Genomic DNA, 16,940 nt, shown 5'->3' on the forward strand with positions numbered 1-16,940 from the left:
TCGCCGCCGCGCGGCCTTGACGTGGCGCAATGCTCGCTCATGCGTCGGCGGCGAAGCCCCCCTCACCGCGCGACAAGACCGAGTAGGCCGCGCTCCGCCGCTTCGAAATCGCATCCAGGTGGTCACGACGCCGATGGCTGAGCTCGAACAACGGCTGATTCGAGACCCTCTCCGAGATCGCACGCGCGTCTCGAAGGCCTTCCTCCTGCATCGTGACGGTATGGATCCATTCGCGCAGGCTCTTGCCCTTGGCGGGCCCGAGATTCTTGATCGTCGGCGGGGCATGGGGGTCGAGGAACTGAAGCTGTTGCCACGCCTCGCTCTCCGGCTCGCTGGATCGACCGCGAGGACTGCAGGCGGTTGCCGTACGGGTCCACGAGCATCTCGACGATCTCATGGCTGGCGGCGACCGTCCAGCCGTCGCTGCCGGGGCTGGCCAGCACCTGCGCGTACCGCCAGGGCCACGCTCCTCCCCCGCCTCCGATTCATCCGTGCGCGCGCGGCGCGCGCACGCCCATGCCTGGCAAGATAGGTCCGCCCGGCGACGGTGACTTCCTTCGTACAAGGTATGCCGAACGGCGCGGCCTCTTCAGGAGCGCAGGACCAGCACGACGCCCGAGACGATCGAGAACAGCATCACGAACGCGCGCAGCATGCGCGCGTCGATGCGGTGATGGATCCGCTGGCTCAGCAGCGCGCCCAGCCCGAGGGCCGGCAGCAGCAATGCGGCATCGGCGAGCTGCGGCGCCGCGATGCGCCCGGCGTTCCACAGGAAGGCCAGGGAGATCAGCTCGCCGACCAGGAAGCACATCGCGATGGTCGAGCGCATGACGGCCACCGGGTGATGCTGGTAGACCAGCGCGAGCGGCGGCCCGCCGATGCCGGTGGCCGTCTCGGTCACGCCGGTGACCAGACCGGCGGCCATGTAGACGCCGCGCCCCGGCCTGAAGGCCGGCATGGCGAGCGTGACGACCGCCGCGGCGATGGTCGAGATGCCGATCAGCAGGTTCAGGTGGTTCGCCGACAGCGCGACCAGCACCCACAGGCCGCCGAAGGTGCCGGCGAACCGCCCGGCCGTGATCCAGGCCCCGCTGCGCAGGTCGAGCGCGGCACGCTCGCGCCAGGCGACATACACGTTCAGGGGCAGCATCAGCACCAGCACCGCGACCGGCAGCATCGCCGGCGCCACCAGGCCCAGCACCGGCGCCACGATCAGGGCGAAGCCGACGCCCGTGCTGCCCTGGACGAAACCGGCGAACAGCACGATCAACGAGATCGCGCCCCAGGCGAGCGCGCTCATTGCGCCGCGCCCCGACGAGCCGCCGCGCGGCGCTCGAAACGCTCGCGCCGGTGCTGCACGGACGGTGGATGGATGCGCTGGATCGGTGCCTGCGCGACCGCGCGCGTCGCGAGCTCGCGCAGCTCGGCCACCAGTGCGCGGCCGTCCCAATCGAGCGGCCAGCCTTGCCACAGCCGCATCGCTCCATTGACGAAAACCGCCTCGATCTGGTCCCGGTTGCCCAGGCGCACGAGGTCCCAGACCAGGTCGAACGAGGGGCAGAGTTCGGGCACCTCCGTGTCGACGATCAGGAAGTCGGCTTGCCGGCCGATCGCGATCTCGCCGGTGACCTCGCCCAAGCCCACGGCGCGGGCGCCCTCGTGCGTTGCATGGTCGAGCCAGGTCCAGCCACCGCCGCAGGAGAAGTCGCCGGTCGGCAGGCCGAAGGCGAGGCGCTGCGCGCTTTCGGCGGCGTCGACCAGGCGGAAGGCGTCGCCGCGGGTCGCGTCGGTGCCCAGGCCGAACCGGATGCCCATCTCGGCCATCTGCAGTGCCGGCGCGACGGCGTTGCCCTTCCATTGGCTCGCCACCGGGTTGTAGCTGACGGCCGTGTCGGTGTCGCGCAGGATGCCGAGCTCGTGCGGCGTGACCAGCGTGGCATGCGCGATCAAGACCTGCGGCCCCAGGGCCCCGAGCGAATCCAGCAGCTCCAGCGGCCGCCGCCCGCGCTGCACCAGCGAGCGCTCGACCGAGGCCAGGTGTTCGTTGACGTGGCTCTGGAACACCGCGCCGGCTTCGGCGCAGCGCCGCGAGACGGCCACCAGCATCGGATCGGACGCCGCCTCGGGGACCGAGATCGCCAGCGAGGGATGGACCAGCGCATCGCCGCTCCAGCGGGCGAGGAACCGGTCGGCGCGGTCGAGCAGCCGGCGCCGGGCATCCGCCGTGCTGTCGTTGCCGCCATCGTTGCAGATCAGGCCGAGCACGCAACGCAGTCCGGCCTCGCGGACGGCGCTCGTGACCGCATCGATGTCGCCCTTGGCGCGCGTCCCCGCGTCGCACACGGTCGTGAAGCCGCCGCGCAGCGACTCGAGCGCCGCCAGCTTGCTCGCCTTGTAGACCAGCTCGTCATCCAGGCTGGCCTCCAGCGGCACCCAGATGCGCCGGAAGATCTCCGACGGCTCGCCGGCGGCGAGCGACTTGCCGAAGGACTGCGTGAGGTGGTGGTGCGCGTCGATGAAGCCCGGCATCAGCAGCTTGCCGCGCAAGAAGGTCGGGGCGAGGTGGGGATGCCGCTCGCGCAGCGCCGCCACGGGGCCGATGTCGGCGAACTTCCCGTGGCGCACCAGCACCGCGTGGCCGCGCAACGGGCCCTCGCGAAGCAGCAGGGAATCGGGCGCGAGCAGCAGCTCGTCGGCGCGCAGGCGGTCGGGGTTGAAATCGTGGGTCATGGAGAGGAGGGCCGGCTGTCGCCGATCAGTGGGTGGCGGAGGCGGCGCCCGCCGGCGCGGCGGCCGTGGCGTCGCGGCCCGCGCCGAGGTGATTGAAGACCAGGTTGAGCACGACGGCCGTCAGCGAGCCCATCGCGAGCCCGTTGCCCAGCACCAGCTGCAGGTTGGCCGGGAAACGGCTGTACAGGCCCGGCACGAGGATGGGCAGCAGGCCCATCGTCAAGGCGCCGGCCAGGATGAACATGCCGCTGCGCTCGCGCAGGTTGACCTGGCGCAGCATGTCGATGCCCATCGTGCCGATGATCGCGAACACGATCAGCGCCGTGCCGCCGACGACGGGCGCGGGGATCGCGTTCGCGATCCGCCCGAAGGGCGCGACGATCGCGATCACGATCAGGATGATTCCGGCCGTGGCCGTCACGTAGCGCGAGCGCACGCCGGTCGCGCGCACGATGCCGATGTTCTCGCCGCTCGTGATGATCATCGAGGTGCCGAGCAGCCCGCCGACCAGCGACATCAGCGCGTCGCCGCGAACCGTCTTGGGCACCTCGGTGCGCGCGTCGATCGGCTTGTCCACCGCCTCGGCCACGGCGATGGTCTGGCCAGTGGCCTCGACCATCGAGATCACGCTGAACACCAGCAGCGGAATCGCCGCGACGATGTCGAAGCTCGGCATGCCGAAGGGCAGCAGCGTCGGCAGGCTGAACAGCGCGCCCGTGGCCACGCCGTCGAAGTGGGCCTTGCCGAGCACGGTGGCCAGCGCCGTGCCGGCGACCAGGCCCAGCAGCACCGAGATCTGGCCCCACATGCCCTTCAGATAGCGCGCGAAGAGGATGGTGAAGAGGATCGTCGCGCCGGCCAGGCCGAGGTTCGCCGGATCGCCGAACGACGGCGAGCCCGGGGTGCCGACGATGATGCCGCCGTAGACCTTCAGGAGATTGACCGACACCAGCAGCAGCAGCGTGCCGATCACGATGCGCGGGAAGTACTTCAGGCAGCGCGAGAACACCGGAAGGATCAGGAAGTAGAAGAGCGCGGTCAGGATGACGGCGCCGCTCGCCGTGGCAAGGTCGCGCTGCTGCGCGATGGTCAGGAACATCACGATCGGGGCGCCCCCGGGAATCATCATGAACGGCAGGCGCGCGCCGAACTTCAAGGGCCCGAAGGCCTGCAGCATGCTGCCCAGGCCGCAGACCAGGAAGGTCGCGCTGATGAGCTGCAGCGTCAGCGAGTCGCTCAAGTGCAGCGCCTTGGCGACCAGGAACACCGAGGTAATGGGCACGGCGGCCATCACGAGCACATGCTGGAGCCCGAACACGGCCAGCTGGGTGAGTGGCAGACGGGCGTCCACCGGCAAAGTCGAGACAGGAGAGGCCATGGCACGTGTCCTTCGCGGTTAGGGTGAGGTTCCCAAATCGTTTTGGGACGAGGGCCGAAAGAAGCCCCTCGGCGGGGGCTACACTCTGCGAATCCCAAAACGTTTTGGGAGATTGAACACTTCCGGAACAGCGATGTCAAGAGGCGCCTCGAAGAAATCTTCGCCCCCCGCGGGCGCACCCTCGGCGGGGGCGGCGCGGGTCAAGCTCGTCGATGTGGCGCGCGCCGCGGGCGTCTCGCCGACCACCGTGTCGCACGCGCTCAACGATCGCGGCTACGTGGACCCGAAGACGCGCGAGGCGGTCAAGCAGGTCGCCTTGCGCCTGGGGTACAGGCCCAACCGCCACGCGCAGCGATTGCGGACGGCCGAAGCCGACATGATCGTGCTGGCCTCGTCGATGCCGTTCGCCGTGGCGGGCGGTCCGTCGAGACTCGGCTTCCTGATGGAGATCGCCGCGGTCGCGGCGGGCATCGCGTTGAGCCGAGGGCTCGCGCTGGTGCTCGCGCCGCCCTCCGAGGGGCCTTCGCTCGTGTTCGACACGCTCGACGTCGACGGCGCGCTGGTTCTCGAACCGGCGGCGGACGATTCGCACGTCGCCAGCTTCGTGAATCGGGGATTGCCCGTCGTCTCGATCGGCCGTCCGCCCGCGCCCGGACTGCCCTACGTCGACCTGCACTCGGCGGGGACGACGCGTCAGTTGCTCGAACACCTGCGCGCCCAGGGGGCGCGGCACATCGCATTGCTGACCGGCAAGCAGCAGCGCACCTCGTACATCGAGGCGATCAGGGCCTATCAGGCGTTCGCCGCGGAGCACCGCATGAAGCCGATCGTGCAGACGGCCGACGAACACGGCGGCGAGGACGGCGGGCGTACCGCGACACTGGAACTCATGGCCCAGCATCCACGCGTCGATGCCCTCTGCGTGCCCGTCGACGCCTTCGCCGTCGGGGCCCTTCTGGCGCTGCATGAGACGGGACGGCAGGTGCCGCGCGATGTGATGGTCGCCACCCGCTACGACGGCCTGCGCGCGCGCAACAGCAAGCCGCCGCTGACCTCCCTGAATCTTCACCTCGACACTGTCGCCACCCAGGCCATCGACCTGTTGCTCGAGCATCTTCGGGGCGACACCACGCGCCGGAAGGTCGATGGCCCCGCCGCCGAACTCGTGATGCGCGAATCGACCGACCGCCCTGGCGTCAGGTCGGCGGGGTAGCCGTTCAGGCCCCCGCGCGATGCCGGCGATCCCTGCCGGGCGTCGAGCTGCCGACCAGGGCGCGCGAAGAAGAATTCACGCGTGCTTCGGGCGGCTCGCTCGGGGCGGCGGCGCGCGACTTGTTGATCGCATCGTCCAGATGGTCGGGCCGCCCGCGGGCGTCGAGGCCCACCGTGCGCCCCGCGAAGCCGGCGGCGCTGAAGTAGCGCGTGCCGCCGACCTGCTGGTAGTGGACGATCGTCTTCAGGCCCTGGGAGGACGCGGCCGACACCAGTTGCCCGCGCCGCGTCCGGGTCTCATGCCCGCCCACGGTCGCTTCTTCGAGCACGCGGCCGATCAGCTGGCCCTTGCGCCTGCTGTCGATCGGCAGGTGCATCAATTGGGCAATGGTCTGGCCCAGGTCCGCGTTGCTGACCGGCATGCGATCGACATAGCCATGCTTGAACGATGGGCCGATCGCCGCCATGAAGTTGAACGTATCTGCCCGGCTGAAGGTGCCGTGCATGCCCTGCCCTTGCTGCAGCGTGCTGTCCGCCACTTCGACCGTGCATGTCAGCCAGGTCGGGCAGGCGGGACTGTCGACGTGGAAGGATTTGAAGTTCACCACGATCGCGGGTGTCGGCGTTGCCGCGCTGCCGCTCAGGTTGATCGAAGACAAGGGCAAGGTACCGGCGAACCTGCCCAGGGAGTCGTCGACGAAGATGCCGCTCACGTAGTCCTGCGCCAACAAGGCTTCGATGACCTTCGGTGCCATGGTCGCCCGGTCGTCCCCCGGCAGGTAGACGAGATCGGAGCCGCCGTTGGCTGCCACCACCACGCTCGGGCTCGCGGCGTCCGTCCCGATCAGCGCATTGCCGGCCGCGGAATGCGAGCCCGGGGCCACGGCCGCGCCGCTCCTGTCCGGGTCGAACAGCGGCAGGTCGAGGGCCGCGGCCAGGTCGATGCCGAGGAAGCCGGGCGGAAGCAGGGCCGCGGGCACGTCGGCGTAGCTGGACTTGGCCGCCGGACTGGTCTCGCTCTGCTTCGAGATCGTCGAGAAGCCGTGATCGGCCGTCACGATGACATCGGTGCTCGCGTCGAGGCCCTGCGACTTGAGTGCCGACAGGATCGACGCCAGGTTGTTGTCGACATTGCGCACGGCCGCCAGCGAGGTCGGGCCGTTGATGCCCGGGGTCAGCTGCAGCAGGCTGTCGCCCTGGTTGTGCTGCGTCCCATCCGGGTCGCGTGACCAGAACACCAGCACGAAGGGCTTGCCCTGGCTCTTGAACCAGGGCAGCACCGCCGTGGTGGTGGCCGCGACGAAGTAGGCCTGCTGGTTCACGTTGGCGGAAAGCGTTCCTGGGCTGCGGGCCGCCCCCGAGCTGCCATTGGCCCCCCGGGTCGGCGCTTCGAGGCCCAGGCCGGCGGCCTTCAGCGCGTCCTGCACGGCGGCGGGCAGGGGCAGGCCGGCCGGCTTGCCCGTCGAGTCATCGATCACGATCGACTCCGGACCGCGGCCCGCGTGGTCCATGATCAGCGCTGGCCCCTGCTTGCCGATCGTCGCGGTGTTGAAGCCCGCCTCGCGGGCCAGCGCGAGAACGGACGCCTCATTCAGGTAGTTGCCGTTGAAGCGCTGATCCATCTCGCCCAGGATCGGATCGGCTTCGAGAAAGGGCGTGACGCTGCCCTTGGCGGACGAAAGCGCCTCCTTGCCGGTGTAGATCGTGTTGCTGAAGTCGCCGGTGTCGCCCAGGTAGTGGCCCGTTGCCATGGCCGAGGCATTGGCCGTCGTGAAGGTCGGGAAGATCGCATGGCTGTTGCGGAAGGCCACGCCTTCGCGCATGACCTGGCTGAGCGTGGGCGCGTTCTGTTCGGTCACGATGCCGTGGCGCAATCCGTCGGCGACGAAAAGGACGACGTTGCGAACCGGCTGCGCGGCGCCGGCCGCCGACATGAAGAGGCAACCGGCGATGCAGACGCTCGCGGCGATCGCCGAAGGAGAGAGCTTGTTCATGGAAAGACCGCGAGAGCGGACGTCAATCTTCAGCCCTTCAGTCTCGCTCGACACTGTGACAGGCTGGTGAAGCCCCAGGCGACGGCGACGCGGCGGCGCCTGCCACGCTGCAAACATCCCGCACGCACCCGCGCAGCCAGCGGTGCGCGAGGTCGCCATCCATTCGCGGGTGCCAGAGCAATGAGACCGTGAGCTCCGGCGCGGGGACGGGCAGCGCGAAGCTGTGCATCCCGAGGCGCAGGCCCGCGGTGTGACGTTCGGGCACGCTTGCGATCAGGTCGGAGGCGCGCGCCAGTGCCAACGCGGTCGAGAAGCCGCCGACAACCGTCCCGATGTCCCGCTCCAGGCCGAAGGACTTCAGTGCTTCGTCGATCGGCCCCTTATCGAAGCCGCGCCGCGACACGAGCACGTGCCTTCCGGCCGCATAGCGGGCGGGCGTGATCTCACCTCGGCACAGCGGATGCGCGGTGCGCACGACGCCGATGAAACGGTCCCTGAACAAGGCCTGCACACGCACTTCGGGGCTCGTCATGTCGCCGATGACACCCGTCTCCAGATCCACGCTTCCCTCTCGCAGGGAGGTGCTCTCCCTGTCCGGCTTCTGCACGAAGCGCAGCCGTACGCCGGGCGCCTCCTCGCCGATGCGCCCCAGGAGCCCGGGTCCGAAGGTCTCGACGAAGCCTTCGCTGGTCCGCAGCGTGAAGGTGCGGACCAGCGCCTTGAGATCCAGCGCCTCGGCCGGGCGCAGGACCGCCTCGGCATCCTGGACGAGGTGACGGACCCGCTCGCGCAGTTCGAGCGCGCGGGGTGTGGGCACCAGGCCCCGCCCGGCCCGGACCAGGAGCGGGTCCGCGGTCGCCTCCCGCAATCTCGCCAGCGCCCGGCTCATCGCCGACGGGCTCAGCCTCAAGCGGCGGGCGGCACGCGCGACGCTGCCTTCGGCCAGCAGAACATTCAGGGTCACGAGCAGGTTCAGGTCGGGCGCAGACATGCGCTGACGCTAGCACGGGTCGGCGTGGCATGGCGTCAGACGCATGAACAAACTGCAAATGGCGCGCCTTCCGCCATGCCGGGCGAAGAACTATCTTTCCCGGCATGGCTTGAACGGCGGTCGTTCGAGCAGAAACCTGAGGAAAAAACATGGCCAGCCATACGCTTGAAACATCGATGGAAGGCATCCAGTCGATCTGGGGCGCTCTGAGCGACGAGCTTGTCGCGGCTTGTCGCCGGCGCCTGGAGGATCTCCTGCGGGCGCCCGCCACGGAGGAGTGGCTGGCGGCCCTGCACCGGGAAGCCCCGGCCAACAAGGAGCTGTATCGGGATCCGACACACGGCTTCATGCTCCTGGCCCACACGGAATATGCGGGGCTCTATCGGCCGCCCCACGATCATGGCCGGGGCTGGGTCATCTATGCCATGCAAAGCGGCGAAATCGAGATGAGAACCTATGCCCGGGTCGGGGACCCGAACGGCAGCGTCCGATTGGTAAGCAGGGATTCGACCCTGCTGCGGCCCGGGCAGGTCCAGGTGTATCTGCCCGGCGATATTCACGACACCCGGTGCATGTCCGCGTCGGCGCTCCTGTTCCGCTTCACGGAGCGAGACCTGAAGAAGGAGGACAAGGAAGAACACCGCGTGACGCGCTTCGTGGAGCGCGACGGCGTCTGGACCTTCGGGACGCCGTGAGCATGCCCCTCGCCCCCGCCGCGGCATGCCCTGCCTTGCATGAGCCGCCGCGCATCGGCGCGATTGCCGCCGTGCTGGCGGCCATGGTGCTCGTGGTGCTCGACGCGGGCATCGCCAACGTGGCGCTGCCGACGATCGCGCGATCCCTGCACGTGACGCCGGGCAGGTCGGTATGGATCATCACCGCCTACCAGACCGCCCTCGTGATGGGCCTGCTGCCCTGCGCCGCGCTGGGGGAAAGCCTGGGCTTTCGCCGCGTGTTCAGCTTCGGCGTCGCGCTGTTCACCGCGGCGTCCGCGTTGTGCGCCCTCTCGCCGTCCCTGCCGTGGCTTGTCGCGGCCCGCTTCCTCCAGGGCCTCGGGGGTGCCGCCGTCATGGCGCTCGGCGTCGCGCTGCTGCGCTCCATCGTCGCGCATCGGCAGCTCGGCGCCGCCATCGGCTGGAACGCGCTGGCCGTTGCGCTGTCCTCCGCGGCCGGTCCGACGATCGGCGCGGTGATCCTGTCCGGCACCGGCTGGCCATGGCTGTTCGCGCTGAACCTGCCTTTGGGAGGGGCCGTGCTGCTCGCCACCCGGGCGCTGCCCGATCTCGCTGGCACGGCGCGCCGGCTGGACCGGTTCAGCGTGGCGCTGAATGCCGGGGCCTTTGCGTCGCTGGTCGTGGGTGCGGAACTGCTGATAGCGAAGCCGGGACTGGCTGCCGCCCTGCTCGCGGCGGCGGCCCTTGGCCTGGCGGCGCTGGTTCGGCGGGAGATGCCAAGGCAGGCCCCGTTGATTCCTCTGGACCTTCTGCGCGCGGATTCATTCCGCATGTCGGTGATCGCCTCGGTCTGCTGTTTCGCCGGCATGACCATGGGCATGGTGGCGCTGCCCTTCTACCTGCAGCACAGTCTCGGGCAGGACGCGCTGACGACTGGGCTGTGCATGACGCCCTGGCCGCTGACGGTGGCGATGGTGGCGCCGATCGCCGGCCGTCTCGCCAACCGCGTCTCGACGGCCTGGCTTTGCGCCGCCGGCGGCGCCTGTCTCGCGATCGGACTCGCGGCCGCCTCGCTCTGGCCGCTGGAGGGCCGGGCACAGCCGCTGGTCCTGCTCACCCTGTTGTGCGGCCTGGGATTCGGCCTCTTCCAGGTGCCCAACAATCGCAACATGTTCCTCTCGGCACCGCGCGAACGCAGCGGCGCGGCCGGCGGCATGCAGGGCACCGCCAGGTTGACGGGCCAGACCGCGGGCGGGGTCGTCATGAGCCTGCTCTTCAGCGTTGCATCCGCCGACGCGGCGCCCAGGATCGGTCTCGGGATCGCAGCCGCCCTGACCCTGGCGGCAGCCCTCGTGAGCATGCTGCGGGCGGCGCCGGAAAGGCCCTCATGATGGCCTCTGGATGAGCGGGCCCAGCTCGGCGCGCAGGCGTCTCACCGCCACTTCGTGGCGCAGCGTCTGCGGTCCGCGCCCGTAGGTCATGGCCTTTCGGATCAGCCGCAATTGCTCGCGCTGAAGTTGCGTCGTCAGGCGCCCTGCCCGGGCGCCGAAGGCCTTGCGCATGGCCCTGCGAACCCGGTACCGCGGCACGGGCGCGCCCAGGCGCAGCCACTCGTCATCGCGGATCAACTCGCGCTCCGGCACGAAGTAGGCGGCCAGGGCATGGAGGTATGCGCCATCCTCGCGCGCGGCAACGCGCCAGAAGAGCCAGGCCGCGACCATCACGGGGATGCCCTTGACGACCAGCAACTGCGCCATCCCGACGAGCGTGTCGTCGAAGAGGTCCTCCAGCAGCGGCGAGTTCCATGTGAAATGCATGGCCCATGCCAGTGCGAAGCACAGGAAGGCGCAGGCGAGCCGGGTCGCCATCGGTCGCTGCGGGTGAAGCAGGAACCAGGCGACGCCGAAGGACGCGACCGTCGTATAGGCCGCGTGGCTCCACAGCCCGCTCAGGAGCCCGCGCATCAGCAGATTGAGGAGAACCGGGTACACCTGGTTCTCGAGCGGGAAGTTCATGGAGGCGTTGACGGTGTCGGTCAGGTTCTCGACCACCTGGAACCCCAGCCCCGTCATGGCCCCCACGATCAGGACGGAAAGATAGGTCTGGAACTGGTTGCGCGCGACCAGGATCAGCAGGATGACGCCGGCGAGCTTCAGGAACTCTTCCGTGATCGGCCCCGCGATCGCCGGCCCCCAGAGAGCGACGAATTCCGGCGACACCAGCTTGGCGCACAGGCTCTGGATGGCGATGTTCGCCGGCGCGGCGAAGTAGACCGCGCCCAGGCCGCCCCACGCGAAGGCGAGCATGAAGGCCTCCGGCGGGTGCTGCTCCAGCAGGTCCAGTGTGCGAAAGGCGAGCAGAAACACCAGGGTGTAGCCGCCCCATACCAGGAGCCCCAGCAACACGGTGACGGGTACCACCCGGAACCCCATGGCGAACATGTGGCCCGTGTAGAAGAGGCCATTGACGATCAGCGCCGCCAGCAGCCAGAAGGCAGCGCGGCGCGGCTGGAAGAAAGGGTCGGTGCCGGCCGGCCAGACGGCGCGATCCTGTTCGGGGATGCGCAGCTTCACAGCGGCGCTCCCAGGTCCATGGACTCCAGCATGCCCCGGGCCTCGGCCATCGCATCGTTCATGCCGTCCCTGGCGCCGTAGAAGTCGACCTGCACGAGCGACCGGCGCTGAAGGTCGACCACTTGCCAGAACCGGCCGGCCAGCTTCGGCCCGTAGTAGGCGAAGGTCTTGCCCTGCAATCCCCAGGATGTGACGAAGTCGGACACGTCGCCGTCGATGCGCAGCCCCTGGCCGCGCTCCATGAGTCTTCGCTGCCGCCCCAGGGGCCCGTCCGGCCCGCCGGCCCAGGGACCCGTCGTCACCAGAAACCTGTGCCCCCCCTTGAAGAGCATCAGGGACCTGCCCGCCTTCGAGCGCGGCAGGTCCATCTGCCATCCCTCGGCGGGGACGAACCGGGCATGGCCGACAGCCACGGTCTGCCCCACGGGCAGGGGCCGGGTGCCGGGCGTGTGGCTGTCCCAGAACGTCAGGCCGCCCACATAGCCCGCAATGGCGAGGAAGACCGCGAGCGCGCCCGGCCAGCTGCGGTAGGGGATGCGGCGTGACGGCTCGAGCATGCTTTCATCGTGCCATACCGATCACGGTGCACGCATGCAGATCCCGCGCGCGGCGCGGTGTGCGGGCCGCTATGTCGTCGCCACCACCAGTTCCTCCAATAGCGCCGGGTCAGGTCGACCGCCGAGACCTGCCGTGCTTCCCTGAAGTCGGCTTCGCGGGCCGGCCGGTCGATCTCGAACACCCTGAGGCGGGAAGCGATCTCCGGGCTGCGCTGTGCGAAGCTGTCGAGGCCGGCGCCAGCAGCCTGAGGCCGATGTCGTCTTCCAGCACATTCGGGGGGGTCGGCCTCGACATGCGGGGCCCGCCACAAGGCGACGCGCGCGGCGGTGAAGTCTGGCGCCATGTCGTGCGTGTCCGAAATCCATGCTGAAATCCGCCTTGCCGGCGGAGATGCCGGCCGAGAAACTGTAGTGAATCAGTGCCCAACGAAGCTTGTCACCAGGAGATCGTCGATGCGCAACCTGACCAGAGCCCGGATCGCGAGCCTGCTGATCGCACTGGCTTCGCAAGTCCAGGCGCAGATCACGCCGAAGGTGGTGGACATTCCCACCCGGCCCGGGGTGACCCAGCGAATGCTCGTGCTGTCGCCCCCGACGCCCAAGGCCGCCGTGATCCTGATCGCGGGCGGCCATGGGGGGCTGCAGATCTTCCCCAATGGTTCCTTCGCCTGGGGCGCCGGGAACTTCCTCGTTCGCACGCGGCAGCTGTTCGCGGACCAGGGGCTCATGGTCGCCGTCATCGATGCCCCGTCCGACCGGCAGAGGCCGCCCTACCTCGGCGGCTTTCGCCAGAAGCCCGAGCATGTGGCGGACATCAAGGCGGCCATTTCATGGATGCGGGAGCAGTCCCACGCGCCCGTGTGGCTCGTGGGCACGAGCCGCGGCACGCAGTCCGCGGCCTACGTCGCCACCGAGCTTTCCGGCCCCGAGGGACCGGACGGCATCGTCCTGAGCTCGACCATTCTCACGGACCCCGGGAGCCGCCCCGTCCCGGCGATGCCGCTGGGAAACATCCGGATCCCCGTCCTCGTCGTCCATCACGAGCAGGACGGCTGCGCGCTCTGCGCCTTTGCCAACGTGCCCGCGCTCATGGCGAAGCTCGACAACTCACCGAGGAAGGCCCTGCTGGCCTTCAAGGGCGGTGAGAACGTGGGCGACCCGTGCGAGGCGATGGCCTATCACGGCTTCAACGGGCTCGACCGCGACGTCGTTGCGCAGATCGCCGGGTGGATTCTTTCCAGGTAGCCGACTCAGGCAACTATTCCAGGCCCGGGCCGACCGCCTTGGCCACGTCGGCCCAGCGCCTGATCTCCTTGCCCAGGAAGTCCGAGAACTCCTCGGGGGTGTCGCCGGCCGGCTCGGTGCCGACGGACTTGAGCTTCTCCGAAACATCGGGCGCTTCCAGCGCGCTGCGAACTTCGCGGTTGAGCCGGTCCACGATCGCGGCCGGCGTGCCCCTGGGCGCCATCAGCCCGTACCACTGGGTCACGACGGTCTCCGGATATCCGGCCTCGGCGAAGGTCGGGATGGCGGGCGCCATCGGAAGCCGTGCGCGCGCGGCCACCGCGAGCGGTCGCAGGTTGCCGCCGGTGATGTTGCTGCCCGCGGCCTGAAGGCTGATGAACAGCGAGTCCACCTGGCCGCCGATGACGTCGGCAAGCGCCGGCCCTGCGCCCTTGTAGGGGACGTGGAGTGTCTTGATGCCGGCCTGCCGGCTGAAGAGCTCCATCGCCAGGTGCTTGAGCCCGCCCTTTCCGTTCGATGCATAGGTCAGGGCACCCGGCTGCTGCCTGGCCATGGCGACGAAGTCCGCCAGCGTGCCGGCCTTCATGTTCTTGCCCACGGCGAGAATCATCGGCTGCGTCGCCAGCAGGGAGATGGGCGCGAAGTCCTTCCGCGGGTGGTACGGCAGATTCTTCATCACCGCCGGATTGATGGCGTGCGTGTCCGAGATCGCCACCAGCAGCGTGTATCCGTCGGCGGGCGCCCGCGCAACGAAATCGCTGCCGATGGAACCCGACCCACCGCCCTTGTTGTCGACGACCACCGGTTGACCGAGACTCTTGGCGAGCTTCTCGGCAACCATTCTTCCGACGAGATCCGCGGAACCGCCCGGCGGATAGGGCACGACGAGGCGTATGGGCTTGTTCGGATAGGCGCTCGTGTCGGCGGCGGCGCATGAAGCCGCCGCGAGCAGCGCCAGAGCGAGGAATGAAAGTGCTTTGCGCAACATTGTCTGTGTCTCCTGATGGTCTGTAATCACTGAACGCGAGCGCCGGCCTCAATCGCCGCGTTCGAGCAGCGCCTTCTGTTCGCGCAGCACGGCCCGGATGTCCTGGGCGTCGACGGCCGACGGCGCCAGCCCGCGCAGCGCCGACAGCGCCGCGATCACGCCGGCGGCGTGCCCCGTCGCCATGCACACCGGCTGGCCGCGCGCGGAGCCGGCGGCCTCGTGGGTTGCGGAGAGCGCGCGCCCGGCGACCACCAGGTTGTCGACGCCCCGCGCCACAAGGCAGCGCGCGGGAATTCCGTAGGACCTGTTGATCTTCGAGAGGTCCGTGCCGCCCCCTTCGATAGTCCCCTGAAGCCGCGCCGCCGCACCGCCGACGTCATGGATATCCAGCGGGTAGGCGCCCCGCGCAACCTGGTCATCGAAGTCGCGGCCTTCCCTCACGTCTTCCTTCGTCAGGATGTAGCTGCCCCGGATGCGGCGCGTTTCGCGAATGCCGACCTGGAACGGGTTGGAAACCACATAGCAGCCCTGGAAGCCCGGCACATACTTTCGCAGGAAGCGAAGCGCTTCCAGGACCTGCAGCTGGCTTTCGAGTTCGGCCCGCGTGAGATCGTCCGGATCGGTTCCGTCGATGCCGTGCACGCGCGTGATGTTGATCGTCACCTCCGGCCGATCGACCATGGGATTGAAGCCCATGTCTTCCCTCGGGATGTGGTAATCGCCCGCGGCGCGCGCTTGCCGGATCAATCCTCGAAAGCCCGCCATGCCCACGCCGGGCATGCTGCGAAACGCGGCCACGCTGTACTCCTCGCCGGCCGCGCCGTTCGGTGGCGTCTCCCGATCCTCCGGGTGCGCCTCCAGGTGCGCCCAGGTCTCATCCAGAACGACCCCGCCCACGCGAAAGATCGCGGACACCGGCTGGACGCGCCCGTCGGACTCGCGGCCGTGGACGAAATCCGCACCCGCCGCGGCGGCGAGATCGCCGTCGCCCGTGCAATCGACGAAGCAGCGCGCCGGAATGCTTTCCAGGCCGCCCTTGTTGGCCACCCGAATGGACTGGATGGCGCCATTCGCCACCGTCGCATCGGCCAGGAAGCTGTGCAGCAGGAGATGCAGGCCCGACTCCTTCACCATCTCGATCAGGACCAGCTTCATCGCCTCGGGGTCCTGGCCCATGATCGATCCATGGCGCGGGTGGCGAGACACCAGCGTCGTGCCGCCGAGGGTGCGGGCGCGCTCGATGAGCTCCTCGCCGATGCCGCCCAGCGCCTTGAAACCCTCGCCGTCGTTCACGCCCTTGAGCGACATCCCGAGCGTCAGGACGCCACCCAGGCTGCCGTACTGCTCCACGAGGAGGGTGCGCGCGCCCGTGCGTGCCGCCGCGATGCCCGCGATCGCGCCCGCCGTGCCGCCGCCCACGACGACGACGTCATGACTGTCTCGAACCCTCATCCTTGTCTCCATTCATTGGCCATCCGCCATCCGGATCGGCCCGATCGGAATCGTAGGCAGGTATCGCCGCTGGCCCGGCAGGAATGAGGGTCATTTGTCTCACAATGTGGGCATGACATCGGGACTCAAAGCGTCGTCGAAATCACCGACCGCAGGTGCCCAGAGCATCCGGCGCGCCGTCGCCATGCTTCGGGTTCTGGCAGCCAGCCAGGACCGGGGGACGAGTTCGAGCGAAGTCGCAACGCAGTGCGGCCTGACGCGCGCCACCGCCCATCGAATGCTTCAGGTTCTGGTCGAGGAAGGGCTGGCGGAGAGGACGAGTTCTCCTCCCCGCTATGTGATCGGTCGCGAGGCATCGCTGCTGGGCATCGCGCGTTCCTCTCCCTTGCCGGTTCGCGAAGTCGCGGCACCGTTCCTGCGCGAAGTGTGCAGGCAGACGGGCGATTCGACCGTGTTGACGCTGCGAAGCGGACCGGACTCGATCTGCGTCGAGCGCCTGACGGGAACCTATCCGATCCAGGTGATCGGCGTGTCGGTTGGCGCGCGCCTCCCGCTGGGTGTGGGCGTGGGCGGCCTGGTCATGCTGGCGTTCCTGGGTTCGCAGGAGCAGGAAGAAGTGCTCGCTAGGATCGAGCACCGGCTGGCTCGCCATCGACTGACGGTCGAGGCGCTGCGTCTGCGAATCAGGGCCGCGCGCAAAGTAGGCTATGCGTTCACCGAAGCGGGCGTGATCCCCGGAACCAACGTGCTGGCGGTGCCGGTCCTTTCGTCCGAGCGGCGTCCCGTGGCGGCCCTCAGCATCAACGCAATGGCGGCGCGCCTGCCCTTCGCTCGTGCCGCGCAGCTGGTGCCGTGGCTGAAGCAGCAAGCGCATGCGATCGGGCAGTCCTGGCCGTCCTGAACCGATCGGCTCCCCTCAACCCCACCACTGGTTGGCCTGCACCATGGCCTGCTCGTGCGCGGCGGCGGCGTGCAAGGGGGAGGCCTCGTCCATGGCCACGAAGCCGAGCGATGCGTCGGCCGCCGCGCTCGATGGCACCGCCGTGTTGATCATCTGGTTGAAGTACCGTGCGATGCGCATCGCCTCGGCCATCAAGAGGTCGTCCTGCTCCTGCTGCCACTTTGCTTCGGCTTCGGCCTTCGCTT

General features: G+C 69.1%; 15 protein-coding genes and 1 pseudogene. 5 read left to right on the top strand and 11 right to left on the bottom strand.

What is annotated here, in order from left to right; all coding sequences use genetic code 11:
* Positions 1-589 precede the first annotated feature (589 nt).
* The 3 genes from AC1DNF_RS30980 to AC1DNF_RS30990 are packed head-to-tail and all read right to left on the bottom strand — an operon-like array spanning position 590 to position 4,108.
* Positions 590-1,300, bottom strand: coding sequence for a TSUP family transporter (locus tag AC1DNF_RS30980; RefSeq protein WP_478152497.1), 711 nt, complete (start codon positions 1,298-1,300; stop codon positions 590-592).
* Positions 1,297-2,730, bottom strand: a complete 1,434-nt coding sequence (locus AC1DNF_RS30985) for an amidohydrolase family protein (RefSeq protein ID WP_478152498.1) — start codon at positions 2,728-2,730, stop codon at positions 1,297-1,299. Before AC1DNF_RS30985 ends, AC1DNF_RS30980 begins: the two co-directional genes overlap by 4 nt.
* A 25-nt stretch (positions 2,731-2,755) precedes the next feature.
* On the bottom strand, positions 2,756-4,108 hold the full coding sequence (locus AC1DNF_RS30990; protein WP_478152499.1) for a uracil-xanthine permease family protein: 1,353 nt from the start codon (positions 4,106-4,108) through the stop codon (positions 2,756-2,758).
* Between the two features lie 133 nt (positions 4,109-4,241).
* Between AC1DNF_RS30990 and AC1DNF_RS30995 the strand changes: the two genes are divergently transcribed.
* Positions 4,242-5,321 (top strand): substrate-binding domain-containing protein, encoded by a 1,080-nt coding sequence (locus AC1DNF_RS30995; protein WP_478152500.1) that lies wholly within the window; start codon positions 4,242-4,244, stop codon positions 5,319-5,321.
* Between the two features lie 4 nt (positions 5,322-5,325).
* On the opposite strand, the gene AC1DNF_RS31000 is transcribed toward AC1DNF_RS30995, so the two are convergent.
* Positions 5,326-7,314: an alkaline phosphatase family protein gene (locus tag AC1DNF_RS31000; protein ID WP_478152501.1), complete on the bottom strand. Its 1,989-nt coding sequence runs from the start codon at positions 7,312-7,314 to the stop codon at positions 5,326-5,328.
* A gap of 37 nt (positions 7,315-7,351) precedes the next feature.
* Positions 7,352-8,305, bottom strand: coding sequence for a LysR family transcriptional regulator (locus AC1DNF_RS31005; protein WP_478152502.1), 954 nt, complete (start codon positions 8,303-8,305; stop codon positions 7,352-7,354).
* A 149-nt stretch (positions 8,306-8,454) separates the two neighbouring features.
* On the opposite strand from AC1DNF_RS31005, the gene AC1DNF_RS31010 reads away from it, so the two are divergent.
* Complete coding sequence (locus AC1DNF_RS31010) at positions 8,455-9,000, top strand: hypothetical protein (RefSeq protein WP_478152503.1); 546 nt, start codon at positions 8,455-8,457, stop codon at positions 8,998-9,000.
* A gap of 2 nt (positions 9,001-9,002) precedes the next feature.
* Positions 9,003-10,370: an MFS transporter gene (locus AC1DNF_RS31015; RefSeq protein WP_478152504.1), complete on the top strand. Its 1,368-nt coding sequence runs from the start codon at positions 9,003-9,005 to the stop codon at positions 10,368-10,370.
* Here AC1DNF_RS31015 and AC1DNF_RS31020 read toward each other — a convergent pair.
* The 3 genes and pseudogenes from AC1DNF_RS31020 to AC1DNF_RS31030 all read right to left on the bottom strand — a co-directional run.
* Complete coding sequence (locus AC1DNF_RS31020) at positions 10,365-11,552, bottom strand: PrsW family intramembrane metalloprotease (protein WP_478152505.1); 1,188 nt, start codon at positions 11,550-11,552, stop codon at positions 10,365-10,367. The two genes, AC1DNF_RS31015 and AC1DNF_RS31020, sit on opposite strands and share 6 nt — an antisense overlap.
* Entirely contained in the window at positions 11,549-12,109 is a 561-nt protein-coding gene (locus AC1DNF_RS31025; RefSeq protein WP_478152506.1) for a hypothetical protein, read from the bottom strand. Before AC1DNF_RS31025 ends, AC1DNF_RS31020 begins: the two co-directional genes overlap by 4 nt.
* Before the next feature lie 149 nt (positions 12,110-12,258).
* Positions 12,259-12,471: pseudogene (locus AC1DNF_RS31030) on the bottom strand (class I SAM-dependent methyltransferase); the annotation flags it as partial.
* 91 nt (positions 12,472-12,562) lie between these two features.
* Between AC1DNF_RS31030 and AC1DNF_RS31035 the strand changes: the two are divergent.
* A complete protein-coding gene (locus AC1DNF_RS31035; RefSeq protein ID WP_478152507.1) occupies positions 12,563-13,354 on the top strand; it encodes an alpha/beta hydrolase in 792 nt (263 codons plus the stop codon).
* 13 nt (positions 13,355-13,367) lie between these two features.
* Here AC1DNF_RS31035 and AC1DNF_RS31040 read toward each other — a convergent pair whose 3' ends face one another.
* Both AC1DNF_RS31040 and AC1DNF_RS31045 read right to left on the bottom strand, forming a co-directional pair.
* Positions 13,368-14,342, bottom strand: a complete 975-nt coding sequence (locus tag AC1DNF_RS31040) for a tripartite tricarboxylate transporter substrate binding protein (protein WP_478152508.1) — start codon at positions 14,340-14,342, stop codon at positions 13,368-13,370.
* Between the two features lie 48 nt (positions 14,343-14,390).
* Positions 14,391-15,794, bottom strand: coding sequence for an FAD-dependent oxidoreductase (locus AC1DNF_RS31045; RefSeq protein ID WP_478152509.1), 1,404 nt, complete (start codon positions 15,792-15,794; stop codon positions 14,391-14,393).
* Positions 15,795-15,906: 112 nt separating this feature from the next.
* Here AC1DNF_RS31045 and AC1DNF_RS31050 point away from each other — a divergent pair, with 112 nt between their 5' ends.
* Positions 15,907-16,695 (top strand): IclR family transcriptional regulator, encoded by a 789-nt coding sequence (locus tag AC1DNF_RS31050; protein WP_478152510.1) that lies wholly within the window; start codon positions 15,907-15,909, stop codon positions 16,693-16,695.
* Positions 16,696-16,710: 15 nt separating this feature from the next.
* On the opposite strand, the gene AC1DNF_RS31055 is transcribed toward AC1DNF_RS31050, so the two are convergent.
* Positions 16,711-16,940 (bottom strand): hypothetical protein (locus AC1DNF_RS31055; RefSeq protein WP_478152511.1); only part of this gene is annotated, 230 nt, incomplete at its 5' end.

The organism is Variovorax sp. 01T432, from assembly GCF_056398605.1.

Excerpts from the sequence above, each read along its gene's own strand:
- AC1DNF_RS30980 (WP_478152497.1), bottom strand. The coding sequence starts at position 1,300 with ATGAGCGCGCTCGCCTGGGGCGCGATCTCGTTGATCGTGCTGTTCGCC.
- AC1DNF_RS30985 (WP_478152498.1), bottom strand. The coding sequence starts at position 2,730 with ATGACCCACGATTTCAACCCCGACCGCCTGCGCGCCGACGAGCTGCTG.
- AC1DNF_RS30990 (WP_478152499.1), bottom strand. The coding sequence starts at position 4,108 with ATGGCCTCTCCTGTCTCGACTTTGCCGGTGGACGCCCGTCTGCCACTC.
- AC1DNF_RS30995 (WP_478152500.1), top strand. The coding sequence starts at position 4,242 with ATGTCAAGAGGCGCCTCGAAGAAATCTTCGCCCCCCGCGGGCGCACCC.
- AC1DNF_RS31000 (WP_478152501.1), bottom strand. The coding sequence starts at position 7,314 with ATGAACAAGCTCTCTCCTTCGGCGATCGCCGCGAGCGTCTGCATCGCC.
- AC1DNF_RS31005 (WP_478152502.1), bottom strand. The coding sequence starts at position 8,305 with ATGTCTGCGCCCGACCTGAACCTGCTCGTGACCCTGAATGTTCTGCTG.
- AC1DNF_RS31010 (WP_478152503.1), top strand. The coding sequence starts at position 8,455 with ATGGCCAGCCATACGCTTGAAACATCGATGGAAGGCATCCAGTCGATC.
- AC1DNF_RS31015 (WP_478152504.1), top strand. The coding sequence starts at position 9,003 with ATGCCCCTCGCCCCCGCCGCGGCATGCCCTGCCTTGCATGAGCCGCCG.
- AC1DNF_RS31025 (WP_478152506.1), bottom strand. The coding sequence starts at position 12,109 with ATGCTCGAGCCGTCACGCCGCATCCCCTACCGCAGCTGGCCGGGCGCG.
- AC1DNF_RS31035 (WP_478152507.1), top strand. The coding sequence starts at position 12,563 with ATGCGCAACCTGACCAGAGCCCGGATCGCGAGCCTGCTGATCGCACTG.
- AC1DNF_RS31040 (WP_478152508.1), bottom strand. The coding sequence starts at position 14,342 with ATGTTGCGCAAAGCACTTTCATTCCTCGCTCTGGCGCTGCTCGCGGCG.
- AC1DNF_RS31045 (WP_478152509.1), bottom strand. The coding sequence starts at position 15,794 with ATGAGGGTTCGAGACAGTCATGACGTCGTCGTCGTGGGCGGCGGCACG.
- AC1DNF_RS31050 (WP_478152510.1), top strand. The coding sequence starts at position 15,907 with ATGACATCGGGACTCAAAGCGTCGTCGAAATCACCGACCGCAGGTGCC.